This is a genomic window from Sphingobacterium ginsenosidimutans (assembly GCF_039536865.1).
Taxonomy (GTDB): domain Bacteria; phylum Bacteroidota; class Bacteroidia; order Sphingobacteriales; family Sphingobacteriaceae; genus Sphingobacterium; species Sphingobacterium detergens.
Genome location: NZ_BAAAZK010000009.1, coordinates 200,809 through 224,278 on the forward strand (window position 1 = coordinate 200,809; position 23,470 = coordinate 224,278).

17 protein-coding genes are annotated in these 23,470 nt (G+C 43.5%); 2 read left to right on the top strand and 15 right to left on the bottom strand.

Annotated features, from left to right (window positions below; all coding sequences use genetic code 11):
• Nucleotides 1-102: 102 nt before the first annotated feature.
• From ABFX33_RS24240 to ABFX33_RS24265, 6 genes are all read right to left on the bottom strand, one after another.
• A complete protein-coding gene (locus ABFX33_RS24240; RefSeq protein WP_120262102.1) occupies nt 103-936 on the bottom strand; it encodes a sulfite exporter TauE/SafE family protein in 834 nt (277 codons plus the stop codon).
• Between the two features lie 216 nt (nt 937-1,152).
• Entirely contained in the window at nt 1,153-4,263 is a 3,111-nt protein-coding gene (locus ABFX33_RS24245) for an efflux RND transporter permease subunit (protein ID WP_346088772.1), read from the bottom strand.
• Between the two features lie 22 nt (nt 4,264-4,285).
• Complete coding sequence (locus ABFX33_RS24250; protein WP_346088774.1) at nt 4,286-5,377, bottom strand: efflux RND transporter periplasmic adaptor subunit; 1,092 nt, start codon at nt 5,375-5,377, stop codon at nt 4,286-4,288.
• Nucleotides 5,367-6,725, bottom strand: coding sequence for a TolC family protein (locus ABFX33_RS24255; protein ID WP_346088775.1), 1,359 nt, complete (start codon nt 6,723-6,725; stop codon nt 5,367-5,369). Before ABFX33_RS24255 ends, ABFX33_RS24250 begins: the two co-directional genes overlap by 11 nt.
• A 103-nt stretch (nt 6,726-6,828) precedes the next feature.
• Nucleotides 6,829-8,223 carry a HAMP domain-containing sensor histidine kinase gene (locus ABFX33_RS24260; RefSeq protein ID WP_346088777.1) on the bottom strand — a complete coding sequence of 465 codons (1,395 nt, stop codon included), beginning with the start codon at nt 8,221-8,223 and terminating at the stop codon, nt 6,829-6,831.
• A complete protein-coding gene (locus tag ABFX33_RS24265) occupies nt 8,220-8,993 on the bottom strand; it encodes a response regulator transcription factor (protein WP_346088779.1) in 774 nt (257 codons plus the stop codon). Before ABFX33_RS24265 ends, ABFX33_RS24260 begins: the two co-directional genes overlap by 4 nt.
• Before the next feature lie 122 nt (nt 8,994-9,115).
• Here ABFX33_RS24265 and ABFX33_RS24270 point away from each other — a divergent pair, with 122 nt between their 5' ends.
• A complete protein-coding gene (locus tag ABFX33_RS24270; RefSeq protein WP_346088781.1) occupies nt 9,116-11,629 on the top strand; it encodes a phosphocholine-specific phospholipase C in 2,514 nt (837 codons plus the stop codon).
• Between the two features lie 291 nt (nt 11,630-11,920).
• Here the strand turns inward: ABFX33_RS24270 and bioD are convergent, their stop codons facing one another.
• From bioD to bioB, 6 genes are all read right to left on the bottom strand, one after another.
• Nucleotides 11,921-12,553: a dethiobiotin synthase gene (bioD, locus tag ABFX33_RS24275; protein ID WP_257087606.1), complete on the bottom strand. Its 633-nt coding sequence runs from the start codon at nt 12,551-12,553 to the stop codon at nt 11,921-11,923.
• Between the two features lie 160 nt (nt 12,554-12,713).
• Nucleotides 12,714-13,478: a malonyl-ACP O-methyltransferase BioC gene (gene bioC / locus ABFX33_RS24280; protein WP_346088783.1), complete on the bottom strand. Its 765-nt coding sequence runs from the start codon at nt 13,476-13,478 to the stop codon at nt 12,714-12,716.
• A gap of 13 nt (nt 13,479-13,491) precedes the next feature.
• Nucleotides 13,492-14,199 (bottom strand): pimeloyl-ACP methyl esterase BioG family protein, encoded by a 708-nt coding sequence (locus tag ABFX33_RS24285; RefSeq protein WP_346088785.1) that lies wholly within the window; start codon nt 14,197-14,199, stop codon nt 13,492-13,494.
• Entirely contained in the window at nt 14,196-15,353 is a 1,158-nt protein-coding gene (locus tag ABFX33_RS24290; protein ID WP_346088787.1) for an 8-amino-7-oxononanoate synthase, read from the bottom strand. The genes ABFX33_RS24285 and ABFX33_RS24290 overlap by 4 nt, the downstream gene beginning before the upstream one ends.
• A complete protein-coding gene (gene bioA, locus ABFX33_RS24295) occupies nt 15,353-16,639 on the bottom strand; it encodes an adenosylmethionine--8-amino-7-oxononanoate transaminase (RefSeq protein WP_346088789.1) in 1,287 nt (428 codons plus the stop codon). Before bioA ends, ABFX33_RS24290 begins: the two co-directional genes overlap by 1 nt.
• A gap of 45 nt (nt 16,640-16,684) precedes the next feature.
• The gene (gene bioB / locus ABFX33_RS24300; RefSeq protein WP_346088791.1) at nt 16,685-17,761 is read right to left on the bottom strand and encodes a biotin synthase BioB; all 1,077 of its coding nucleotides are present in this window, start codon (nt 17,759-17,761) and stop codon (nt 16,685-16,687) included.
• A 144-nt stretch (nt 17,762-17,905) separates the two neighbouring features.
• On the opposite strand from bioB, the gene ABFX33_RS24305 reads away from it, so the two are divergent.
• Nucleotides 17,906-19,387, top strand: a complete 1,482-nt coding sequence (locus ABFX33_RS24305) for an aminotransferase-like domain-containing protein (protein WP_346088792.1) — start codon at nt 17,906-17,908, stop codon at nt 19,385-19,387.
• 105 nt (nt 19,388-19,492) lie between these two features.
• Here the strand turns inward: ABFX33_RS24305 and ABFX33_RS24310 are convergent, their stop codons facing one another.
• The 3 genes from ABFX33_RS24310 to ABFX33_RS24320 form a co-directional block, all read right to left on the bottom strand.
• Nucleotides 19,493-19,981, bottom strand: coding sequence for a MepB family protein (locus tag ABFX33_RS24310; RefSeq protein WP_346088794.1), 489 nt, complete (start codon nt 19,979-19,981; stop codon nt 19,493-19,495).
• A gap of 100 nt (nt 19,982-20,081) precedes the next feature.
• Nucleotides 20,082-20,630, bottom strand: a complete 549-nt coding sequence (locus ABFX33_RS24315; RefSeq protein WP_257087618.1) for a dihydrofolate reductase family protein — start codon at nt 20,628-20,630, stop codon at nt 20,082-20,084.
• A gap of 592 nt (nt 20,631-21,222) precedes the next feature.
• Nucleotides 21,223-23,193, bottom strand: a complete 1,971-nt coding sequence (locus tag ABFX33_RS24320) for a transglutaminase domain-containing protein (protein ID WP_346088796.1) — start codon at nt 23,191-23,193, stop codon at nt 21,223-21,225.
• Nucleotides 23,194-23,470: the final 277 nt, after the last annotated feature.

The following is a 23,470-nucleotide window of genomic DNA, read 5'->3' on the forward strand; positions in this document are numbered from 1 at the left end:
AAACGAGCGTATTAATTTTTTATGTAATTGAACTTACACTGTTCAAAACTGATATTCGACTGTGTGATACTGGTGAATATCAAATGTGTAAAGCTTATTCGCCTAAAATTTATGTTGAAATCCATTAAAAATCATTTCCAGTGCGACCAATGTGATGGCAACGGCAAAAATAATACGCAGGGTCTTGGGATTCATTCTTTTCAAAAGCTTTGAACCGGTAATGGCACCACAAAGTACACCCAGAATGACTGGAAAGGCAATCCCTGGATCCATATAGCCCCGTTGTAGATAGACCACCGCTGAGGCAGCTGCCGTCACACCGATCATAAAATTGCTCGTGGTCGTACTGACTTTAAAGGGGATTTTCATCATGCTATCCATGGCGAGTACTTTAAGAGAACCCGAACCGATACCCAGCAAACCAGATAGAATACCTGCGACACCCATCAATGAAAAACCACCGACCACATTGGTCAGTTTGTAGGGGACAAGTTTGCCATCCAATGGATAAGTACTGTTCAATTTTAGCTTTTCGGCTAAAGCTGAACCGCCGGAAAAGGCATGCTCATTTTTCTTGCGCACCGTCATTGCGGCTGAAAAGATCAGTACCACACCAAAGATAATGGCGATCGTATTGGTCGGCATATAAATTGCAATAACAGCACCGATGACAGCACCGATTGTGGTTGCAATTTCCAAAAACATGCCGAGCCGAATATTGGTAATCCCTTCTTTGACATAGGCTGTAGCAGCCCCGGAAGAGGTGGCAATGGAAGCCAGCAGTGCGGCCCCAATAGCATAACGAATATCAACATGAAATAGAAGGGTCAGCAATGGAATGACGACGACCCCTCCCCCCAAGCCTGTCAGCGATCCTAAGAGTCCCGCAACAAAAGCACCCAAAAGGAGGATGAGTGTAAAGGTGAGAATAGTCATATATTTTGTTTATTGATCCAGCATGGAATAATACCAGCTGAACGATAATTTGTTGTAAACTTAAGGGCTTTTTGTTGTTTTTGAAACTTTATGCCCTGAATAGATACAAATGTTACACCAACATGTATCTCGAAAAGAAATACTGCCTTACACCTCACGGCGTAGGCAGTACCGATGACCATGAATGGTCTAAGTATATAGTATATAAAATGGACTTTATTGATCTGCGACTCTCCGTTGTACTTTTTCAGTCCGGTTGAAGATGTCATAGATAATCGGGAACACGAGCAAAGTCAAGATGGTGGCGGATATCAGTCCACCGATAATGACGATCGCGAGCGGTTTTTGCGATTCCGAACCTATACCTGTAGAGAGTGCGGCTGGCAACAATCCAATTGAAGCCATTAATGCCGTCATGACCACAGGCCGGGTACGTGATTTGACCCCTTTGTAAATAGACTGATCGTTGGGCAGGCCATCTTTTTTGTTCTGATGGAATTCGGAAATCAGGATAACACCATTTTGGATACATATCCCAAATAAGGCAATCATGCCCACACCCGCGGAGATTCCGAAATTCATGCCAGTCACATGCAGTGCAATAATTCCGCCGATCAATGCAAAAGGGACGTTGGCTAAAACGAGCAAAGAGTCTTTGATATTGCCGAATAAGATAAACAATAAGAAGAAGATCAACACCAAGCTGATTGGCACGACCTGCGCCAGGCGATGTGTCGCCCGTTGCTGATTCTCAAACTGACCGGTCCAGCCAATGGAATAACCATCGGGCAATTTGATCTTGCTGACTTTCTGCTGTGCTTCGGCAATGGTACTCCCTAGGTCACGATCACGGATGGAAAATTTGATACCAATATAGCGTTTGATATTATCCCGATAAATAAAGGCAGCGCCATTGTCCTTTTCTATTGTTGCGATACTTTTTAGAGGGATCAAGGTGCCATCACCACAGGGAACCATCAGCTGCGCAATATCTTTTTCTGTCTTCCGGTATTCTGGCGCATAACGCAGACGTATGTTAAACTTGCGCTCCCCATCGTATAATACGGAAGCTGTCTTTCCGCCGAAAGCCATTTCCAATACCGCCTGGGCATCAGCCGGTAACACATTAAATGCCGCCATGCGTGTTCTGTCCAGGATAACACTGACCTCCGGCTGACCGATATTCAGGATAATACCGGGCTCCTTGATCCCCTGTATATCCTTGATCTGTGCAAAGACCTCTTTCGATAGGCGGTCCAGCGTAGCGAGGTTGTCACCAAAGATCTTAATCCCGTTCTCGGCCTTAAATCCCGCGACAGCTTCCGCGACATTGTCAGAAATGGGCTGAGAATAGTTGTAGGTGATCCCCTGATACTGCTTGAGCTTATGATCCATCTCTTCGATCAGCTGATCCATGTTAATCTTTCGTGTCCATTCCTCCTTAGGTTTCAGTGCTACAGCAAATTGCACAAAACCGAAACCATTTGGATCTGTTCCGTCGTTGCTCCGTCCGGTTTGCGATAATACACCAGTCACCTCCGGAAAGGATTCCAATGTCGTTTTTAATACTTTGGTTGTTTTGATGGATTCCTTTAAGGAAGTACTCATCGGCATTTCGGCGGTTACCCAAAGTGAACCCTCATTTAATGTAGGTAGGAACTCAGTTCCTAGAAATTTAGCGGAAAATAATACCGCGCCCAGTATGACCAGTGATACAATTAAACTGAGACGTTTATTTCTAAAGGTAAATCCAAAACTTTTGGCTACGATTCTGTTCCAAAACTCCACAAAGGGATTATGCCGTTCTTTGACATTTTTGTTTAACAGAATATGGGATAGTGCCGGTACCAGGGTCAGTGTAAATAACAATGCACCCAATAGCGCAAAACCGAGGGTAAAAGCCAGCGGCGAGAACATTTTTCCTTCCACCTTTTGGAAGGAAAATATAGGGATCAATGAGGTGATGATAATCAGTTTGGAGAAGAAAATGGCTTTCCCCAATCCGGTACCGGTCTGTTTGATCCATCCTGCCTTAGCCATTTTGTTGAATTTTTCCATCCCCAGTTTATGGGCCTTATGATCCAGCATGACAAATATACCCTCGACCATGACTACAGCACCATCGATAATAATTCCGAAATCCACCGCACCCAAAGAGAGCAGATTGGCGCTCATACCTGCCAGTTTAAGACATAGAAATGCGAATAACAGAGCAAGGGGAATGACGATGGAAACGATTACTGTCGTGCGCCAGTCGGCCATGAAAAGCAATACCATCAGGGTGACCAGTACAATACCCTCGATCAAATTGTGCATGACCGTGTGGGTCGTGAAATCCATCAGGTTGTCGCGGTCATAGAAGGTTTGCATTTTGACATCCTTGGGCAATATCTTGTCGTTGAGTTCCGCAATTTTTGCTTTTACGGCAGTCAGTACCTCCCTGGGGTTTTCTCCTTTACGCATCACCACCGTACCGGCAACAACATCATCGCTTTTGCCAAAACCGGCTTGCCCTACCCGGGGCATGGAACTTTCTTTGACCTCCGCTACATTTTTGACGAATACAGGGTTTCCACGTTCGTTGATCACCGTAATGTTTTCGATATCATTGATGGAGTTGACCAAACCGATACCACGGACGACATAGGACTGTCCACTTTTTTCGATCACATCGCCCCCAACATTGAGGTTACTTTTGCTGACGGCATCGTAAACCTGTAAGGGGGTAAGATTGTATTTGTCCAATTTGATGGGATCGGTACTGATCTCATAAACGAGATCCTGCCCACCGAACACATTAATGTCAGCAACGCCCGGAACACCTCTCAATGCCCGGTCAATAACCCAGGTCTGTAAGGTCAATAGATCCCTGGAATTTCGTTGGTCGCTATGTAGGGTATACCTGAATATTTCTCCTGTCGGACCGTATGGCGGTTGCACCTCAGGGTCTATATCCTCCGGGAGACTGACCGAACGCAGCAAGTTGTTGACCTGATTGCGCGCAAAAGTATCATCCACTCCATCATCAAAGATAATTTTAACAATGGAAAGCCCAAACATGGTCGTACTGCGGATACTGGTTTTCTTCTGAACAGGACTCATGCCCAGTTCAATAGGAGTGGTCACAAAGCGTTCTACCTCTTCGGCACTACGGCCGTTCCATTGGGTGATGATGGTAATCTGTGTATTGGTGACATCTGGAAATGCCTCAATAGGCATACTTTTGAAACTTATAAAGCCAGCAATAGCCAAAATACCAACCCAAATAAAGGTGAACGCTTTATTTTTTATGGAAAAGGCAATGATATTTTTAATGAATTTGTTCATTCTCGTAAAAAGCTAACACGGGTTAATTATTCAATGCTCTATAGATCAAAAGCTTGTTGTTGACAATTACTTGCTCTCCCTCCTGCAACCCGGCACTGACGTAGGTGGTTTCTACATTCTGTTTCATGGGTTGGATCTCCTGGATCTTGATGTCGTTTTGTGATTTGTAGATTAACACAAAATACTTGTTCTGATCAAAAATGACCGCATCTGAAGGGATGGCCAGCGCCTGAGTATTGGAGTGATGAAGCAGCTTGATCGTGGCTTTACTATCCGGAATAAGAAGGCCATCTTTGTTGTCCAAAACAACGCGTGCCTGCATGGCATTGGTTTGTGGATCAATGATTTTAAAGATTTTGTCGATACTGCCCTCGAATTTTTTGTCGGGATAGCTCAATGTAGAGACAACGGCGGGCATGCCCATGCTGATCTTTTCGATATCCGTTTCATTGACATTGAGTATCGCCCAGACGTCTTTGGTGTTGGCAACATCAAAGATGTTGTCGCTGCGGTCACTACGCAATTGCATATCTTTATTGATGTTTTTTTGAACGATATACCCATCAATAGGAGATACCACGGAGTAAATATTGCCCGTACGAACATTGTAAATCTGACTGACGGCCTCTGAACGGCGCAGCTGCTCCTTGGCTTTGGTCAATTGCCCTTTAGCCTCAAGCATATCTTTATCGGTACTCAATTTACCGTTATACATATCCTCTGCGACACGGTAATTCTTTTCGGCAAGCAGCACATCCGTTTTCGCATCGGATAGATCTTTTTGTATACCCGCAACCTCTGTACTTCTGATCGTTGCGAGTACCTGACCTTTATGCACATAATCACCCAAGGATACATTGACGGATACAACATTTCCACCAACGAGTGGAAAGATGTCAATGTAATTGTTCTGATCGGCCGATATCTTACCGAAGAAATTTAGCTCCTCCGTTACATTTTCTTTTTTTACAGTCGCAAAACTTGTCGATTTGAGCATCGTTTCGCTGATTTCAAAACCTTTGACAATCGCTGAATTGTCGGTTTCTTTATGATTCTGGCAGGCGTATAAGAATACGATGGCCACAGTGCTTAGGAGAAGTTGTTTAATTGACATGGCTTGAATTGAATATAGGGGTTTGCGCCAAGTAGTTAAGCTGCTCGGCATTGAGGATAATTTCTTTTTTCATATCATAAAGTTTGAGGATGGATATCCGATAACTATCCATAAAATCGGTGAACTCAACAAGGGAGATATTTCCTTTTCTGAAATTGCTGAACACACCATCGTAGACAACAGCAATATTGTGCAGGTCGTCAGCCGTAATAGTGAAATATTGATTGTATTGATTTTCCCAAGACTGATAGTTGGAACGGATCTGCGATTCCAATAGCTGTCGTTGTACTTCGATATTCTTTTTGGCTTCTTCTTCGGCATATTTGGCCTTGATGATATTTCCCTTATTTTGTTTCCATAGTGGAAGTGGAATCGCTGCTTTGAGATTCAGTTCATTGTGAAATGTTCCTCCGTTTTGGCTGTATTCTAATCCGAGATTGATATCGGGTGTATTCAATGATTTTTGCCATTTGGTAAAAAGCTGTGAGCTTTCGGCAGTTTTTAACGCAAATTGATAGTCGGCATTATTTTCAAGTGCGAGGTCGAACATCTTGTCCAAGCTCATTGTGGGCCTGACTGCCAGTTCCCGATCTGCCTCCGTATCCGATAGATTGGGGAGTACATCTTCCTGATTGGAGAGCAGCACCCTTAATTGTTGTTGCATACCGATAATGGTATTGGTGGCACTCGTTTTTTCATTGGTGAGATCGATAGCCATGGTTTGCAGACGAACTTGGTCCCGAAGTGAAACGTTTCCCTTTTTGCCCTCTTCCTTATAGGCGGTCAATAGGCTGTTGAGGTAATCCAATTGCACATTGATGTCTGCCAGTTTATGCTGCTCGAAATAAAGAGAATAGAATGTTGTCCTTAGTTGTGCGCGTAGACTGGCCAACAACTGGCTGAATTGCAGTTTTGAAAGCTCAACATTTGATTTGGCAAACTCAACCTCATTTTTCTTTTTTCCACCCAGATAAAGCAATTGGGATACGCTGGCATCTTTTGATCCTCCCACATGGAATGCCTTTTTATTTTGTGGGTCATAAGCATTGACAGCGACTTCCAATTGCGGAAGCTCCCAGATTTTGGCCTGAATGACATCCGCTTCGGCTTGACTGATATCATATTGTTGCGCCAATAGGGAGAGGTTGTTTTTTCGGAAGGCTTCTTCGCATTCAGGAAGCGTCATTTTTCTGGCAGAAGACTGCTGTATTGTTTTGCCAGTTGTATTTTCAGAACGAGCAGTTATATTTTTCGAATGCATAGCATCGAAGGTAATTGTGGGGTTCTGTTGTGCAAATGCAACGGAATTTAAATACAGCAAAAATAGCAAGGATTTCTTTGTCATCATGATCGAATCTTATGCAACAAAGAACGCGGGCGCAGATTAAAAGCCCCTTAATAAATACTTAAAAAAAGCTTAAAATTTGATCATTCTTTACCTCAGCTGCCTATTAGAGAGGTAGGGGATCGCTGTTTTCGATGGTCGACTTGGGGAATCTAAGTGTAAATGTATGGGCCGAATGCTGTGTATTGGCTTTGTATTCGACGCTGGCCTGATGTGAATCCATAATGCGTTTGACGATCCGCAGCCCTAAACCCGATCCGGTGGTTTCTGAGGCATTCTCGCCGCGACTGAACGCATCGAAAATACGCTTTTGATCAGTAGTGCTGAGCGCAGCTCCATGATTGGTTACCCGTACTTTCAGCTGTGTCGGAGATTCATGGATAACAACGCTTACTTCAGGGTGATAAGAGTACAGCGCAGCATTTTTGAATAGATTGACAAAGGCGATTTCAATCAACTGCGCCGAACAAACGAGGGTCAATTTAGGATCTGGAATGCCTTTAATAGAAAAATCAAGCTGCAGATCAGAGAAGGCTTTTGTGACCTTTTCATATGCCGTGAAAATGATTTCGTCAATCCGTTCTTCCTGATAAGTGGTTTGGAGTGTTGCCGAATCAAATTTTGAAAGGAGCATTAGCGAGTTTGTGACTTCGGAAAGATGCTGTGTTTCTTTTGCGATATTGTCAAGTACATGACTGACATTTTCATCAAGCTGTTGTTGATGCCGGAGGTTCTCCAATTGGAATGACATTCTGGCCAGTGGTGTGCGCAGCTCATGGGAAGCACTCGCGTTAAATTCTTTTTGGGATTCAAAAGCACTGGACAGCCGTTTCAGCATGGTATTGAATGCTTGGGTTAATACCGCGATCTCATCCGTATTTCCGGTATATTTAACTGGGTTGGTCAACTTACTGGCATTGATTTGTGTAATGTCCTTTTTGAGTCTGTCCAAAGGATGTAATAAGCGGAGAATAAGATTGTAGCTAAAGATCCAGATTAGCAAGGTGCTCAGTAAGAATAGGATAGTTAATACGATCGCCAGGTGATCTAATTTCTCATTGCCAGAATAATCCTGGGCTTTGACCAAAAGGTAGTAAGTCTGTTTGTTGATTAGATAATATTTGCCCAATATTTCATATTGGTCCTGTTTGTAGAAGATTCGTTTTTCATTGTCCAGACGGTTGATAATCGCCTGATTCCAGGTAATTGTTTTGTCTTTTACCGTGCTGAAAATAAGTTTTTTATGCTTGTCCAGAATAATGACATCCTCATAAAAGAGCCCATCTTCAATATCTTGAAAATAAGTTTTATAAGATTCGCGGTCAAAAGAAGGCGTATTGGCAATATAATGTGAAATATAATCCAGTTTATCAACTAGACGCTGACGAAATTGATCATTTCTGAAATCAACGCTGGCATAATAGATGATGAGCATCGCGATTCCGAATAGGATGGAGAACGCAATACTAAAACTGATCGCTATTTTCTTTTTTAAAGTCATTTATCCGCAGCGAGGTAATAGCCAAATCCAGGTCTGGTGTGGATAAGCTTATTTTCAAAATTCTTATCAATTTTTTTACGTAAAAAATTGATGTAGACTTCGATGGTATTTTGTGTTGTCTGAAATTGATTTTGCCATACTTCTTCGGAAATATGTTGTTTGGATAAGGTGCGTCCATTGGCCTGTGCCAATAGCAACAGCAACTGAAATTCCTTCTGTGTCAGGTTGATTTCTTCATTTGACCGCAGCACCCTGGCCTCTTCAGGATAAATGATCAGATCATCGATGACCAACGTTTTGGCGCTATTGCTTTCGTTGTGTTGCTGCCGGCGAAGAAGTGAATTGATGCGCATCAACAATTCATCCAGCACAAAAGGCTTGACTAAATAATCATCTGCGGCACGGAGAAATGCTTCCTTTTTGTCGTCGATATCATCATAGGCGGAGAGAATGATAATCGGGGTCAGTGCATCATGACTGCGTATTTTCTTGCAGATTTCTAGACCGTTTATCTTGGGAACATTGATGTCCAGCAGGTAAAAGCCGTATTTTTTTTGATGCGTCTGCGCCAAAAATTCAATGCCATCAAAGGCCTGGTCGCAAGAGAAACCCTGACTTAGTAAAAAGGATTTAATTTCAGTAGAAAGAACCCTGTCATCTTCGAGTAGCAAAATGTCCACCATAAATGTATGCATTGTCGTTTTGTAAAAGTAAGCAAATTTTGCAAACCCTATCCATCGCATCCATTTACGATATTCTTCTCTTGACAAATTCTCCACCCTTTTGACATATTCTTCTCCTGTAAATAATTTAGTAACACAAGATTTACACGAAGAAATATGAAACAAAAAGAAATCTAAGTAGATTCAAATCGAAATTATAGATAAACATTATGGAAAGCAGAAGAGAATTTCTTCGAAAGACCTTGTTATTTTCCGGAGCTGCTGGTATCGCTAGTTTTATGCCGGCCTCCATTCAGAAAGCCTTTGCGATAGATCCGGTGCCGGGAAGTAGTTTTCTGGATGCGGAACATATTGTGATCCTGATGCAGGAAAACCGTTCCTTTGATCATACGTTGGGGAGTCTCTCCGGCGTACGGGGTTTCAATGATCCACGTGCAGTACGGTTACCCAACGACCTCCCGGTATGGTATCAGACAGATAAGGCTGGGAAAATATTTGCTCCTTTTCGGCTAAATCTCAAAGAGAGCAAGGTGACTTGGATGGGCTCGCTTCCCCATAGCAGGGCGAGTCAGGTGGACGCCTATAACCAGGGGAAATACGACCAATGGTTGACTGCGAAGCAATCGGGTAACAAGCAATATGCAGCAATGCCGTTGACGTTGGGTTATTTCACACGTGAAGATTTGCCTTTCCACTATGCGCTGGCGGATGCTTTTACCGTATGTGATCAGAATTTCTGTTCAGGCATGACCAGTACAACCCCCAATCGTTCTTTCTTTTGGACAGGTAAGATCACCGAAATAAAAGATGGATTGCAGAAGGTCAATATTCGTAATGATGATTTCGGCTATGGCAAAATGACCTGGGAGACCTTTCCGGAGTTGTTGGAAAAGAACAATATAGATTGGCGTTTTTATCAAAATGAAACAAGCTGTGGTGGCGGACTATCGGGTGAAGAGCGGGCCTGGTTGTCCAATTTTGGCTGTAATCTATTGGAATTTTTTCAGGCCTATCAGGTCAAATTCAAAGATACTTATGTCAGCAACCTTGCAACACAGGTACGTGATCTGCCAGGGCAAATCTCTAAGCTCGAAGAGCGGTCGCCGGAATCCGAAGAGCAGACCGAAAAAATCCGTGTTGATATCCGTAAGAAAAGTGAAGCGTTGGAGCGGGCCGAAGCCGAACTGAAAGAGTTCAATGGCGACAATTATAATAAGCTGTCTGATCTTACGAAATCTTTACATCAAAGAGCCTTTACGATCAATAAAGGGGATAATAATTACCGTAATCTGGAGACATTGCAGTTTAAGGAACAGGGTAAAAAGCGGACTTTGGAAGTGCCCAAAGGGGATGTGCTGGATCAGTTCCGAAAAGATGTCGACGGCGGTAAATTACCTGCGGTATCCTGGCTGGCTGGTCCCAAAAATTTCTCGGATCATCCCAGTGCTCCTTGGTATGGTGCCTGGTACGTGTCGGAAGTATTGGATATCCTGACCAAAAATCCGGAGGTCTGGAAAAAGACTATTTTTATCATCACTTACGATGAGAATGATGGCTATTACGACCATGTGAAACCTTTCCTCATACCGGATCTAAAGAGGAAAGATACAGGAGCCTGTTCGACGGGAATTGATAGCGAAGTGGAAATGGTACGTTTGGACAATGAGCTCAAACAGGGTATTCCAAAAAAACAGGCCCGTGAGGGAGCGGTTGGGTTGGGATTCCGTGTGCCGATGTATATCGCATCGCCTTGGTCACGGGGAGGAAAAGTCTGCTCTCAAGTGTTTGACCATACCTCGACTTTACAGTTCTTGGAATACTTCTTTAACCATAAATACAACAAAAATATTCATCTGGATCATATCAGCGCCTGGCGGCGGACGATCTGTGGTAATCTGACAGCAGCTTTCACCCCCTTTGTCCAAACGCAAGAGCAGCTCCCTTTTCTACAACGAAACCAGTATATCGAAACCATATACAACGCCCAGTTCAAGGATAATCCGGGCGGGTTTATTGAAATTACGGACCTGAATCAGGCTAAACAACAGGTTTGGACTTCGAAATTCAATCGCGTACAGGAAAAAGGAACCCGTAAATCAGCGGCCTTACCCTATGGACATGATGCTGTTGGTTATGTGCAGAACGGTCAATTTAACCTGAAGATGCAGGTGGATAAAACCATATTTGGTGAAAAAACGACTGGAGTGCCTTTCAACGTCTATAGTCCACTTGCCTATACAGACGAAGAGGGCCAAATCGAAACCTATCGAAACTGGAATTTTGCGGTCAGGGCCGGAGATAGCCTCGACTATCAATGGGATCTGCGGAAATTTGAAGGACAGCAATATGCCTTTGAGCTACATGGACCAAATGGTTTTTACCGAAAGTTTGCCGGACAAAAAGAGGCGCCAACATTGTCGGCTGCGGTGTCTCCAGAACTTAAATCACTGACCAAAGCACCGACAGGCAAACTGCAACTAACACTCAAAAATCTGGATGCAAAGCCTGTTCAGGTGGAGGTGAAAAGTTTGAATTATCAGCATTATACAGCGACAAAGGAAATCGGAGCCGGTAAAGAACTTATCCTGACCTTGGATATTGCCGCACAGGGCAATTGGTACGATCTTGCCATCAAGGGGCTGGGCAATGCTGGTTTTGAACTACAGCTTGCGGGACGATTGGAAACTGGAGTGGAAACCACGACTGATCCCTTATTGGCCTAGTGTTTTACACGCAAAGCTGTTTTCATGAGCAGTCCCGCCGTGACAGTCGGTTGGACCTTTCGTTGCAGGATTTAGGTAATACAGCAATTTGACTGGAGCAGCTTGACTAAGGTCATTTAAAACTGCGGTTAGACGTTCTTCTCATCGTAAGCGAAATAGCTGCAATGAGAAGAACGTACTAATGGACCTATTGTGACTTGAAATAAGATTGGAGATTCGATTACTGAACTTGATTTAGTGATCTACACGCAATGATTGTCGTCCTAAACAGCATTATTTGCCTAAATGCGTTTATAAGGTGATAAATTTGGTTTCGGGAAAATGCTTTTGAATGTAATTGCGGAGATAACGCTGTGTTTCTGTGCTGATGGTGCTGTCTTCAAGTACGGGAAAAGTGTTGTAGATGACGGTATGCAGATTAATCCCACGTGTGGCAACGGCTTCCAGACTTAATAAGGTATGATTGATACTGCCCAATTTGCCGGAGGTTACAAAAAGCAAAGGATAATTCATTTCCTTGATATAATCGATGATCAGGTAATCCTCGGTGAGTGGTACCATGAGGCCACCGGCACCTTCCACCAGTACAGCATCATAGCGCTGGCTTAACTGCGCTGTCGCTTGCCTGATTTTTTCGAAGTCTATTTCGCGTTTATCTATTTGCGCCGCCAGGTGCGGTGATGCGGGGTAGCTGAAAATTTCAGGCATGGTTATTTTCTCCTGGTCATCTTCGGTAAAGGCGAGGCCCATCAGTTGGCGGTGTAAGGTAATATCTTCAGAAATTGTTGTGTTTCCGGTCTGTACCATTTTTTGAGTTATTGTACGCAGACCCTCTGCATTCCATTGCTTTGCAATAAGACCAGTTGCGTAACTTTTGCCTATTCCGGTATCTATGCCAGATACAAAATAAATGTTGTTTTTCATTTCTATGTTTTTTTGCTGCTTATTCGATTGCCAATTCAGTGGGATGTGCTGTTGAGATTTCGCAAGGATCTGTCATCTGCCAGCGCATTCAGGAGCAGATTTACTACGCATCAGTTCGCTCTTTTAGGTTTGCTTTCCATACACTCCTTTGTTTAATTGTTCATTTTTTCTTTGCGATGATATAGATGGGGTGATAAGTCAGTGGAACTCGCGTGCCCACAGCATAACGATCTATATATTCGGTACAATAGGCCTGAAGCTTGCTTTTTGTCCAACGATGATTTTTTATGCCTGTCACTCCGGTTTCTTTCAGGTGGCTGAGTACTTGCAAAGGGCTTTCAAAACTGAGGTTCAGGAGTTCTTCTTCTACCAGGAGAATTTCATAGCCCAATGCCAACAATTTCGCTACCAGTGCCGATTGGGTATGGTAGGTTAAACCGACTCCTGTTGTGCTGCTGATCTCGCGCATATTTTCTTCGCCAAATGTGCTGAATGCTAGGATACCATGCGCATGAAGTGCGGTATGGCAGCGCGCAAAGAAGGCGCTAGGGTCTTCAAACCATTGAATAGTGGAACAGGAGGTAATGAGATCCAGTCCGTCGGGTAGGCTGAAGGTTTCGGCATCGGCACAGATAAAGCTGTAATGTTGCGAACTATGCTGCGACAAGACGATATTCATTACGCTTTTGATCATTTCTGGACAGATATCGTTGAAGATTGTATGCTTCGGAGAAAGGTACTGGAGCAATAGGCGGGAAAAGAGTCCGGTTCCACAGCCTATTTCGAGCACTCTGTCTGGGCTGATGAGAAAAAGGTTCCGGAGCAAGTTGATCATTTTTTCGGCAATTTGACCTTGCACAACCGCGGCCGAGTGGTAACTCTGTGCGGCTTTCGAAAAGCGGGATCTGATCCGTTGTTTGTCCATGATGTTAAGCATTTTAGATCTCCTGCAAAAGCTGTTTAAATAATTTTTCGGGATAGTGGGCCATGTCGACACATTTATGAGGAGTGTGGGCCCATGCCCGTTGTTGGTTTTCCGAACTGAAAATGCGGTCATCATTTCCGATATAGGCCTCATCCCATCGAAAAGCTGTTGCTGATGGTACTGTCGCCTGCTCTTCAATTGCGATCAGTTCTGTTCGAAGACTCGCCATGTCCCGCCTGGGGGCTTTAGCAAGAAAATGGTTTAATATCCCCCTTGAACCGCACATCCGTAGTCTGAATTTATCAAGCGTTTTTTCGCTTAACGTGTTCAAGGTGGCCCTGAATACCTGGACTGGAATTCCTCTGCTGTCATCAATCGGAAATGGCGTGCCATTGATTGCTGTGCAGGTACTGATCGGATAATGCTGCATCTGCAGTTTCGGTAATACCTGTGAAGCTGCCCATACGCCCATAGACCAAGCGAAAACCTGGATTTCTTCGTAGCCCTTTAGGAGGTTTTCGTCCAGTGTTAGGGAAGAATAGTCGTAGGCGATCATCAGATCCTGTCCAGATCGGGCGTAACCAGAAAACAGATGTTCATCCATTCCCCATCCCGCAAAGAATAAGACAAGCTTTTTGTTGGATGATAGTGGATTATTCAGTGATACCAAATTATCTGGGTTGACCGGGTGAAGTGCATGGGTAATTTTTTTGAAAATCATAGGCTTGCTGCAAGTTGATGAATCAGCGATGCCGGCATCCCTGCTGTTAATGAAATACGTATTCTTGAAGATCCTTCCGGAACGGTAGGTGGACGGATCGGAAGGACATAAAATCCTTTTCGCTGCAGTTCTTTTGCTTTCAGGACAGCCGCATTGCTATCGCCTATTATAAGAGGCAGAATATGGCTTTGTGAACCACATTCGTACCCCTTTGCGATCATCTGTTGTTTGAGCAACGCGCTGTTTTTACACAATTGCTGACGTCGATCTGAAAAACTGTCCAAGCGTTCCAGAATAAATAAACTCCAGTGGAGATTGATCGGCGGGAGGGCAGTTGTGAATAGCAATGTCCGCATTTTATTGATCAGATAATCCCGAATCGGCTGCCGACAGACGAGGTAGCCGCCTAGCGAGGCCAGTGCTTTTCCAAAGGTACCTGTCAGGAAATCAATAGCAGCAATGCATCCCTGCTCTTCAGCGCAGCCAAGTCCTCTTTCGCCACGTACGCCCACCGCATGAGCCTCATCCACATACAACATGACATTCGAATAACGGTGTTTGAGGCGAACCAGATAACCGAGGTCTGTACAATCCCCGTCCATACTGAAAATGCTTTCCGTGACGATAATGACGCGTTCGAAGCGGTAAGCATGTTTTGCTAGTAATTCTTCCAGATGGGCATAGTCGGCATGGCGATACCGGAAATGCTGTGCTGCTGAAAGCCGGATCCCATCAATGATACTGGCGTGCACCCATTTGTCTACTAGCATTAGGGTACGCCCATGACAGATGGCTGGAAGTATACCTGTATTCATGTGATAACCACTGTTAAATACCAGGGCACTTTCGGTACCGAACATAGCGCTCAACCGCTCCTCCAGTTGGGTATACAGCACATGATTTCCAGTTAATAGGCGTGAAGATGAAGCGCTGAAAAGCGCATTGTCGCTGTTGACCGATTGTAAAAATTCTTCGCGCAATGTCAGGTCCTTAGCCAGATCCAGATAATCATTTGAGGAGAGGTTATAACCGTTTTTCTCTTCGTATTGGATACGGTTTTCCTGCTGGGTAATCAGGGGGAGTGTTCGCCTATTTCCTTGTTTTTCGAGTTTGTGAAGTTCATCCACAAAACTATCGAGTAGATTGTTTTCCATTAGTCGATTTCTTTGACGACCTTGAGCAAAGCCTGTGTCAGTTTGTTTAACTCTTCAGTACCAATGATAAAAGGCGGCATGATATAAACCAATTTGCCAAAAGGTCTGATCCAGACACCTTCTTCAACAAATCGTTTTTGTATACTGGCCATGGCTACCGGATGCTTCATTTCGATAACAGCAATGGCCCCCAAAATCCGGACATCTTCTACCTGGGGAAAGTCTTTTGCTGGTGCAAGTGCTTGTGTCAGTTGTTCTTCAATAGATTTCACCTTTGCTTTCCAGTCCGTTGACAATAATAATTTGATCGACGCAAGGGCTACGGCACAGGCCAGCGGGTTTGCCATAAAAGTCGGGCCATGCATAAACATACCTGGGCTGCCATTGGAAATTGTATCTGCAACAGCCGTAGAAGTGATTACTGCGGATAGGGTCATGTATCCACCTGTCAAGGCCTTGCCAAGGCATAGAATATCTGGCGCTACAGCTGCATGTTCACAGGCAAAGAGCTTACCGGTGCGACCGAATCCGGTGGCGATTTCGTCAAAAATCAGTAAGATATTATTCTCCTTACAGAGTTGTGCTGCCTGACGGAGGTATTCGGGATGGTAGAAGCGCATTCCACCGGCACCCTGGACGATCGGTTCAAGGATCAGACCCGCCAGTTCGTCCTGATGTGTTCTGATAAGTTCGGCCAGTGGAGCAATGTCGCTGGCATCCCATGCTGCATCAAACCCAATTTGAGGGGCCGCGGCGAAGTAACGAAGGGGGAGGGTATTGCCGAAAATACGGTGCATACCGGTCACAGGGTCGCATACAGACATGGCATTCCAGGTGTCACCATGGTATCCCGAACGAACAGTAACAAATTTTGTCTTGTTGATCTTCTTTTGTGCCACCCAGTACTGTACAGCCATTTTGAGTGCCACTTCTACTGCAACGGAACCTGAATCGGCATAAAATATTTTGTTGAGTGAAGGCGGTGTGATTTCAAGGAGTATTTTGCCAAGAGCAATTGCCGGTTCATGTGTCAAACCACCAAACATCACATGCGACATCTTGTTAAGCTGGGCTGTTACCGCGGCATTTAATACGGGATGGTTATACCCATGGATGGTACACCACCAGGATGACATGCCGTCGATCAGCTGCTGCCCATTTTCCAGTTCAATCTTACAGCCATCCGCCCGCTTTACCTTGTAGGCTGGCAGTGGGTCTGTGATACTGGTATAGGGGTGCCATAGGTGCTGTCTGTCGAAATCGTCGGTCGTATGCTGCGCTGTCATGATGTTATTTTTTTCAATTCCTGATTTACTGTCCTTGATCTATTTTTACTGATGCTGTTTGTCCAGATTGCGTTGAATTTTGTGGTCAGGTCGCGACCATTGTGGTTTTTCACCCAGTGCCTGGTATTGGCTATCCTCCATCGCGATGGTTTCGGGTTGGCTTTTTTTCTCAAAAGGCTGTTGGGGAATCAGCCCTAACGTTTTGAATAGCTCCATATCCTCGTTTATAGCAGGGTTGGGGGTTGTGAGTAGCTTATCACCTGCAAAAATGGAATTTGCGCCAGCAAAAAAACATAAAGCTTGTCCCTCGCGACTCATATTGCTGCGACCCGCTGATAAACGAACCTGCGTTTGCGGTAATAAAATCCGGGCGGTGGCAACCATGCGCACCATTTCCCATATGGATACCGTTTCCATCTCTTCCATCGGTGTGCCAGCGACCGGAACCAGCGCATTGATTGGTACCGACTCAGGTTGTGGAATGAGCGAAGCGAGTGTAATCAGCATATCCGCCCGGTTGGCTATGCTTTCCCCCATACCAATAATACCGCCACTGCATACCGTGATATTTGTCTTACGTACATTTTCGATGGTCTGCAAGCGGTCATCGTAACTTCGGGTCGAGATAATTTCTTCATAGTATTCCGCTGAGGAGTCCAGGTTGTGATTATAGGCGTAGAGTCCTGCCTCCGATAACCGCAGTGCTTGATTTTCGGTCAGCATACCCAAGGTACAGCAGACTTCCATATCGAGTCTGTTCAGTGTACGGACCATATCCAATACTTGATCAAACTCTGGCCCGTCTTTGACATTGCGCCAAGCGGCACCCATGCATATCCGTGAACTGCCGCCAGCCTTGGCTGCCAAAGCCTGCGCTTTTACCTGTTCTACACTCATCAGCCGCTCGGCCTTAACATCAGTATGATAGCGTGCTGCTTGCGGGCAGTAAGCGCAATCTTCAGGACATCCACCAGTTTTTATGGAAATCAAGGTAGATACCTGTACCTTATTTGGATCATGATAGGTACGGTGAACTGTAGCAGCTTCGTACAGCAGTTCCATGATCGGTTTGTTATATAAGGCAACAACTTCGGCCTGTGTCCATTTCTTTTCTGTGCTCATATTTGTTGTGTTTGATCGTTTGGAAATCAGGTTTCTATCACAGAAAAATGCGGTAGATATCAAATTTCCATACGCCTGTTTTTTTCAGTTGAATTGCAAAGATTACAGTTTAAATCTTAACTTTGGTAGTCCGAAATAAACATAATGAGTAGTCCGGTTAGTATAGGTTTTCATTCGATTATCAAGATAGATCGCCGCAAGGAGGATGCTGTTTATATACAGATCGTCTATCAATTTATCAATGCTGTCAAGCGCAACCTGCTGGAGGATGGGGATCTTCTCCCGGGAAGCCGAAAGATAGCGACGGAATTGAAGGTGCACCGAAAAACGGTGGTCGCCGCACTAGCGGAACTACAAGAGCAAGGCTGGGTGGAAATTCTGCCAAACAGGGGGACCTTTGTGAAAAATCCCGAACGTGTGATTACTGCTGCTTCGGCAATCGAAGCTTTTCGGCAACCACCGGATCGGGCTCCGTATCATTTTAGAAAAGAATTGATCCTGGATACACCGGTATTTGAAGTTCCTGAAAAATATTACTTCACGGACGGTACTCCAGACTACCGTATTATCGAGACTGAGGAGCTGGTGCGTTTTTACGCCTCCATGGTAAAACGGAAAAAGAAGAGTGATGAATTTCCGGCTACGACTGATGGGAATCTATTTTTTAGGGATCAATTGAGCTATTATCTCAATTTGACACGTGGTTTCCATCTCTCGCGGAACTTTCTACTGCCCATTGCCAGCCGTGAGCAGATCTTTTCTATTTTATCACGCTTATTGATTCAACAGGGGGATATTGTACTGGTCGAAAATCCAAGCTATTTTTTGCCGAACATGATCTTTAGCCAAGCCGGAGCCAAACTGAAAACGGTTCCTGTAGATGCGATGGGAATGGATATTGATTATATCGCAGATCATTTTGCACCCGGTGAGATCAGGTGTGTTTACATCAATACAAAATGCCAATACCCTACTACAGTAAGTCTTTCTGAAAAAAGGAAAATACAGCTGTTACAACTGGCCGAACAATATAATTTTATTGTGATCGAAGATGATGTTGATTTTGAGTCTTCGCTGGTCAAAGACAAGGGAGAATCTCTTTTTCGCAAAAATGCAGGGAATAGGGTGATCTATACGGGAACATTTGGTCGTTTTTTGGATCCCGGTTTTCAGATGAATTTTTTGATTGCTCCTCAAGATCTCCTGGAGGAGGGAAAAAAATACCTAAATCTTTTTGGTAAGCCCAATTTTATGATCGAAAAAACATTGGGTGAAATTATCCATCAGGGCGATATCTTTCGGTATCAGCGAAAGTTTCAAAAAATAGTTGCTGAACGGAAAGACCTATTTGCGCAATTACTACAAGGTAATTTTGAAAACAAAGTTACATTTGAAGTTCCGGTTTCAGGGCTAGCGTTTTGGACCAGATTCAATGTCAGCTTTTCACTGACCTCCTTACAAGAAAAAGCAAAGGGAAAAGGACTACTGTTACCGAGTAACTGCCTGTACCAGAATAGAACTGTGACAGCCTTGCGCTTAGGTTTCGCTCATCTCGATGAGAAAGACATGTGTGATGCGGTCAGTTTGTTGCATGAAGCCTATCAAGAGACTGTCGGGGCTAGGTAGGATTTTGACAGCCTTGCCGCTTAGGTTTCGCTCATCTCGATGAGAAAGATAGCTATGATCCGTCTGCAACCTGAAAGCTATATGAAGATAGGGTCGGAATTGTAGTCAACTAATCTGGAGGATAGCTGTCAATTTTTTCTTTATTTCCTGAGCAGGAATATTAAGATCAATAAAGTATTGTCCCTGCCAATTTTTACTGTGTGTCGCCTGCTTGTTTTGGGTGATACTCCAGGCTGGATATACACGAAATCCACGTTTGCCCTCCTTTCGCGCTGTTGTTAGGATTTGTCTGTCGATCAGAACCTGTTTTGGGAAAACAAAGAAACCCGCATGTGGTTCCTGTTCTGTAGCAATAATGTAATAGTCAATAGCATCATCGGCAGTAAATGCTGTCGTTTGACCCTGTGGGGCACGTTTCCAGAGGGTGACGAATTGTCCCACCTTTGTCGGCGTTATTTTGGCTTTTCGAAACTTGATATTTCGCTCATCAAGTTGAAAATTAAAGCCGAAATAACCAGCACATTCCAGATCCTCGGTTAGATTAGTTATACTTTTGGATAGGATCTCTCCCAGTTGTTTTAATTCTTTGATCATGTATGCTGATACTACCTTCTCTTTTTTTGAATTTATGGTTGTCAAGAAATGCCTAACAAGACCATATCCTAGTTGCTATTTTGGCACTGGCGAGTAGCCTTTATTTTGTGTCAGCGTTGTAGATTAACTGTACGACACCCGATTTGAATGCCCTGCTTTCTACAAGTTTTAAATACAATCGTTCAGATAGATCTTCGAATAATGGTTTTCCTTTACCCAAAACAATTGGATGAACGGAGATACGGTATATGTCAACAAGATTCGACTGGATAAATGTTTTGATTAAACTTGCTCCGCCATAAAGCCAAATATCTTTTCCCTCTTGCTGCTTTATCGCGGAAACTCTTTGCTGAATGTCCTCACTGATAAAGATAGCACCTGGGTCTTGTCTTGGCTGATGGGAAAAAACATATTTTTTCTTTGCGTGAACATTTTTCCAAAGATTAGTTTCAGTTTCGTTGGCACTGCTGTCCGGCTGAAAATTTCCCCAGGTATCATAACTGACACGCCCATAAAAGATGGTATCGATGCCTGCTAAAAAACCATCGAAGTCCATATCATCGTCCATGATGCACCAATCTATTTCGCCGTTTGAACCTTCAATAAATCCATCTAGCGTCATGGCTAGATCCAATATGATTTTTCTCATATAGCTATTGCTTGAATATGTTTGTTCATGAATAAACCCTATCATAATCTGTCGTGCGGATGTTGGGCAGGAGTATTGAATTATGAGGGGATCCCTGTGTTTTTAAGGATGCCTAAATATAGTTAGATTAAAAAATGTAGGCAAATGCTGCCCGCATTTGAACTGAAAATTGGCGTTAAACTTGCGCTCGTATTTGTACTAAACTTTAGCTTCAGGCTGTTGCCATGCGGTAGATCTTGGCGGAAAGGCGAAAGCGCCATAAGTAGACTCCTGAGGAACGGAGCTGCTGCCGATGCGTAGATGATGACAGAATGGTGAAAATTCAAATCAAAAGAAAAAGCCCGGAGAGGAATCAACCGGGCTTAGAGATTATATAAGGGGAATAATACTTGCTTAAAAAAGTGAAGACCTAGTCTTCATCGGTGATAATGTCATCACCATCTAACTCGAAACCTTCACCAAGAAAGGTATACTCTAGTTCGAATAATTCTGAATCTTTAATCATTTTATTTCTTATTTTTTGATATTCAAATTTATCACCCTTATTTAAGTTTATCGTCAATATAACATGAAGTTTTTGTTAAGGCGACGATTATATCTTTTTGAGCGCAATATCTAGTTTTTGCGCCTGGATAATCCGGCTAAAAAACTCTTTTAGATCAAAATATTCTTCGGGCAGAAATAGCGGTTTGTTAAATTGTGTTGCGCTCTCAATAAGTAAGGTATTCGGATCCGAATTGCTGACTTTAAAAATATAACGGGCTGCCCGTTCGGGGAGTGCCATACTGATGTTTTTTAATTTTGTCTCGGGGGCGTATGTATACCCTTTGGGTAATTTGATCTCCATATAGCTTTCTTCTTGGATCATGGATCCAAAATCAATTGGGTAATTCCGTTCGGTCAGATTAAAAGGATTTTTGGTGGTTTTGCTTTCAATGTAAGGATTGAAAGCAAGCTGTTCATTTTGCAGGCTAGCAAAATTTTCAATCTCGATTTCAAACTCTTCGGCGAGTGGTTTGTCTAAGGAGTCCCTGTTGGAAACCTTAAAGCTATTGATTTTGATACGGTTGTTTTCCTCATCCCATTTTTCGTAATATTCCTCTTCTGAATTACTACCCTGTAGGCGTTCACGCATTCTTGATGCCAGGTAGCCATTGCGGGAGGTTACCCATTTTCCTTTTAACGTGCCATTTTCCATAAGTTCACCAAAGAAGAAATTACTCTGTGAAGAGGGGAGTTTTGACTCGAGTTTCACCCAGTCAGACTCACCAGTCAAGGGAATAGAACGACCTTGATAGTTGACGCATTTTAAAGGAATATTGCCGAAGGGTTCATAAGGAGAGGTTGCATCCAATAAATAGTATTCCTCACCGAGTTTTACCTGGGCGATAACATGGTTGAATTCCGATATTGCAGGTGAATACAATCCGGCATAACCATTGTCGCGGGTGGATAAAATAACGGGAATAGCCTCTAACTGAGCATAACGCAGTGCATTGACCAATCCGAGATTAATGTCGGCACTATTGCCTGTTCTTTTTTCAAGCGCTTCTTTGATATTTTTCGCGTAGATCGAGTGCTTATTGTTCCATTTGATCCGTTTCTGAAAATAAGCATAGAGGCGGGAGGCTTTTGTGATATCATTATTTGCCCCTTGTAGCACGGGTTCGATAAATTCTTTTAAGGCTCCTTTTCGTTTGACCTGACCACCGAAACTTTCATCAGCGATTAATTTTTCCCGTACGTTCTCCCAGGTTAGGGAGAAGTCTTTTGTGGGTCCCATAGGGACGCTATAACGTCCAAGTTCAAAAAATAGAATAGACCGGAAGTTTTTAGAAGAAGTCATATAGTCTTCACTATGGAAGGCCGGGATATTCTCCATGATATAGGTCGTTTTGGTGCCCAGAATATCACCGATTTCACTACGCAGACTGGTATTGTAATTTTCTGTTTTACGGTCTTTGATGGGAAACCCTCCTTTTAAATTGGATTTGTAATGACAGATTTCTGGTATACGTGTGACATACTCACTATAGATTTTGGGAATCTCCTCCTGAAACTCCCAGGTATTGAGGTTAAAAATAAAAGGCGATTCCGTTTTGTAGCGATATTCAATAATTGTTCCTTCTTGAACCTGTGGAATGGCAGCCTTGGTCAAGGAGATGTTTTCTGAAGAATTTTCGTTAAAAATATTTGCCTTTGTCATTTCAGTTTCGACGACCTTATCGCCTTGGAGGTGATAGGAAGCTCCTTTGATGTCAGTGACGACCTCACGTTCATTTCCGCTTTTGTAAAGTGGGATGGTGAAGTTTGCATGGTTGTACCCTTCCTTGTTCAATATTTTGATCCGAACATGTTTGACGAATTCGACAACCAGACCTGTGTGCGAAGTGTAGTTGACCTGTGCGGAACCATACTCCCGAATGACAAATGCATTGGCGGCAGTGTCCAATTTACCAATATCGATTGCGAAATCCTCTTTTTTTACTTTACCGAATGAAAAATCTTGGGCATGAGCCCAAAAACTGCCGAAAAGAAGCAGGCTGGTGAAAAAACCTTTCATAAAAAGTCACTATATGGTTAAGAATTATAGCACTAATGTATGAAATAATCTTAAATTTTATAAGTAAAAATTTTCTGTTTAAGTTGTTGGTGAATAGTTGCTATGGCGGTGTTTACGAAATGTAATCCCTCAGGACTATCAACGATAGAAATTGAAATTCAGGGACAGATCCTACAGGGAACTGTCCCTGCTGTTTTTGATACCAATGCCGATTTTCGGGTATACTTATTTCGCTCAAAAAGAAAGTTATTGTAGCACATTAATATCCTGTTCTGAC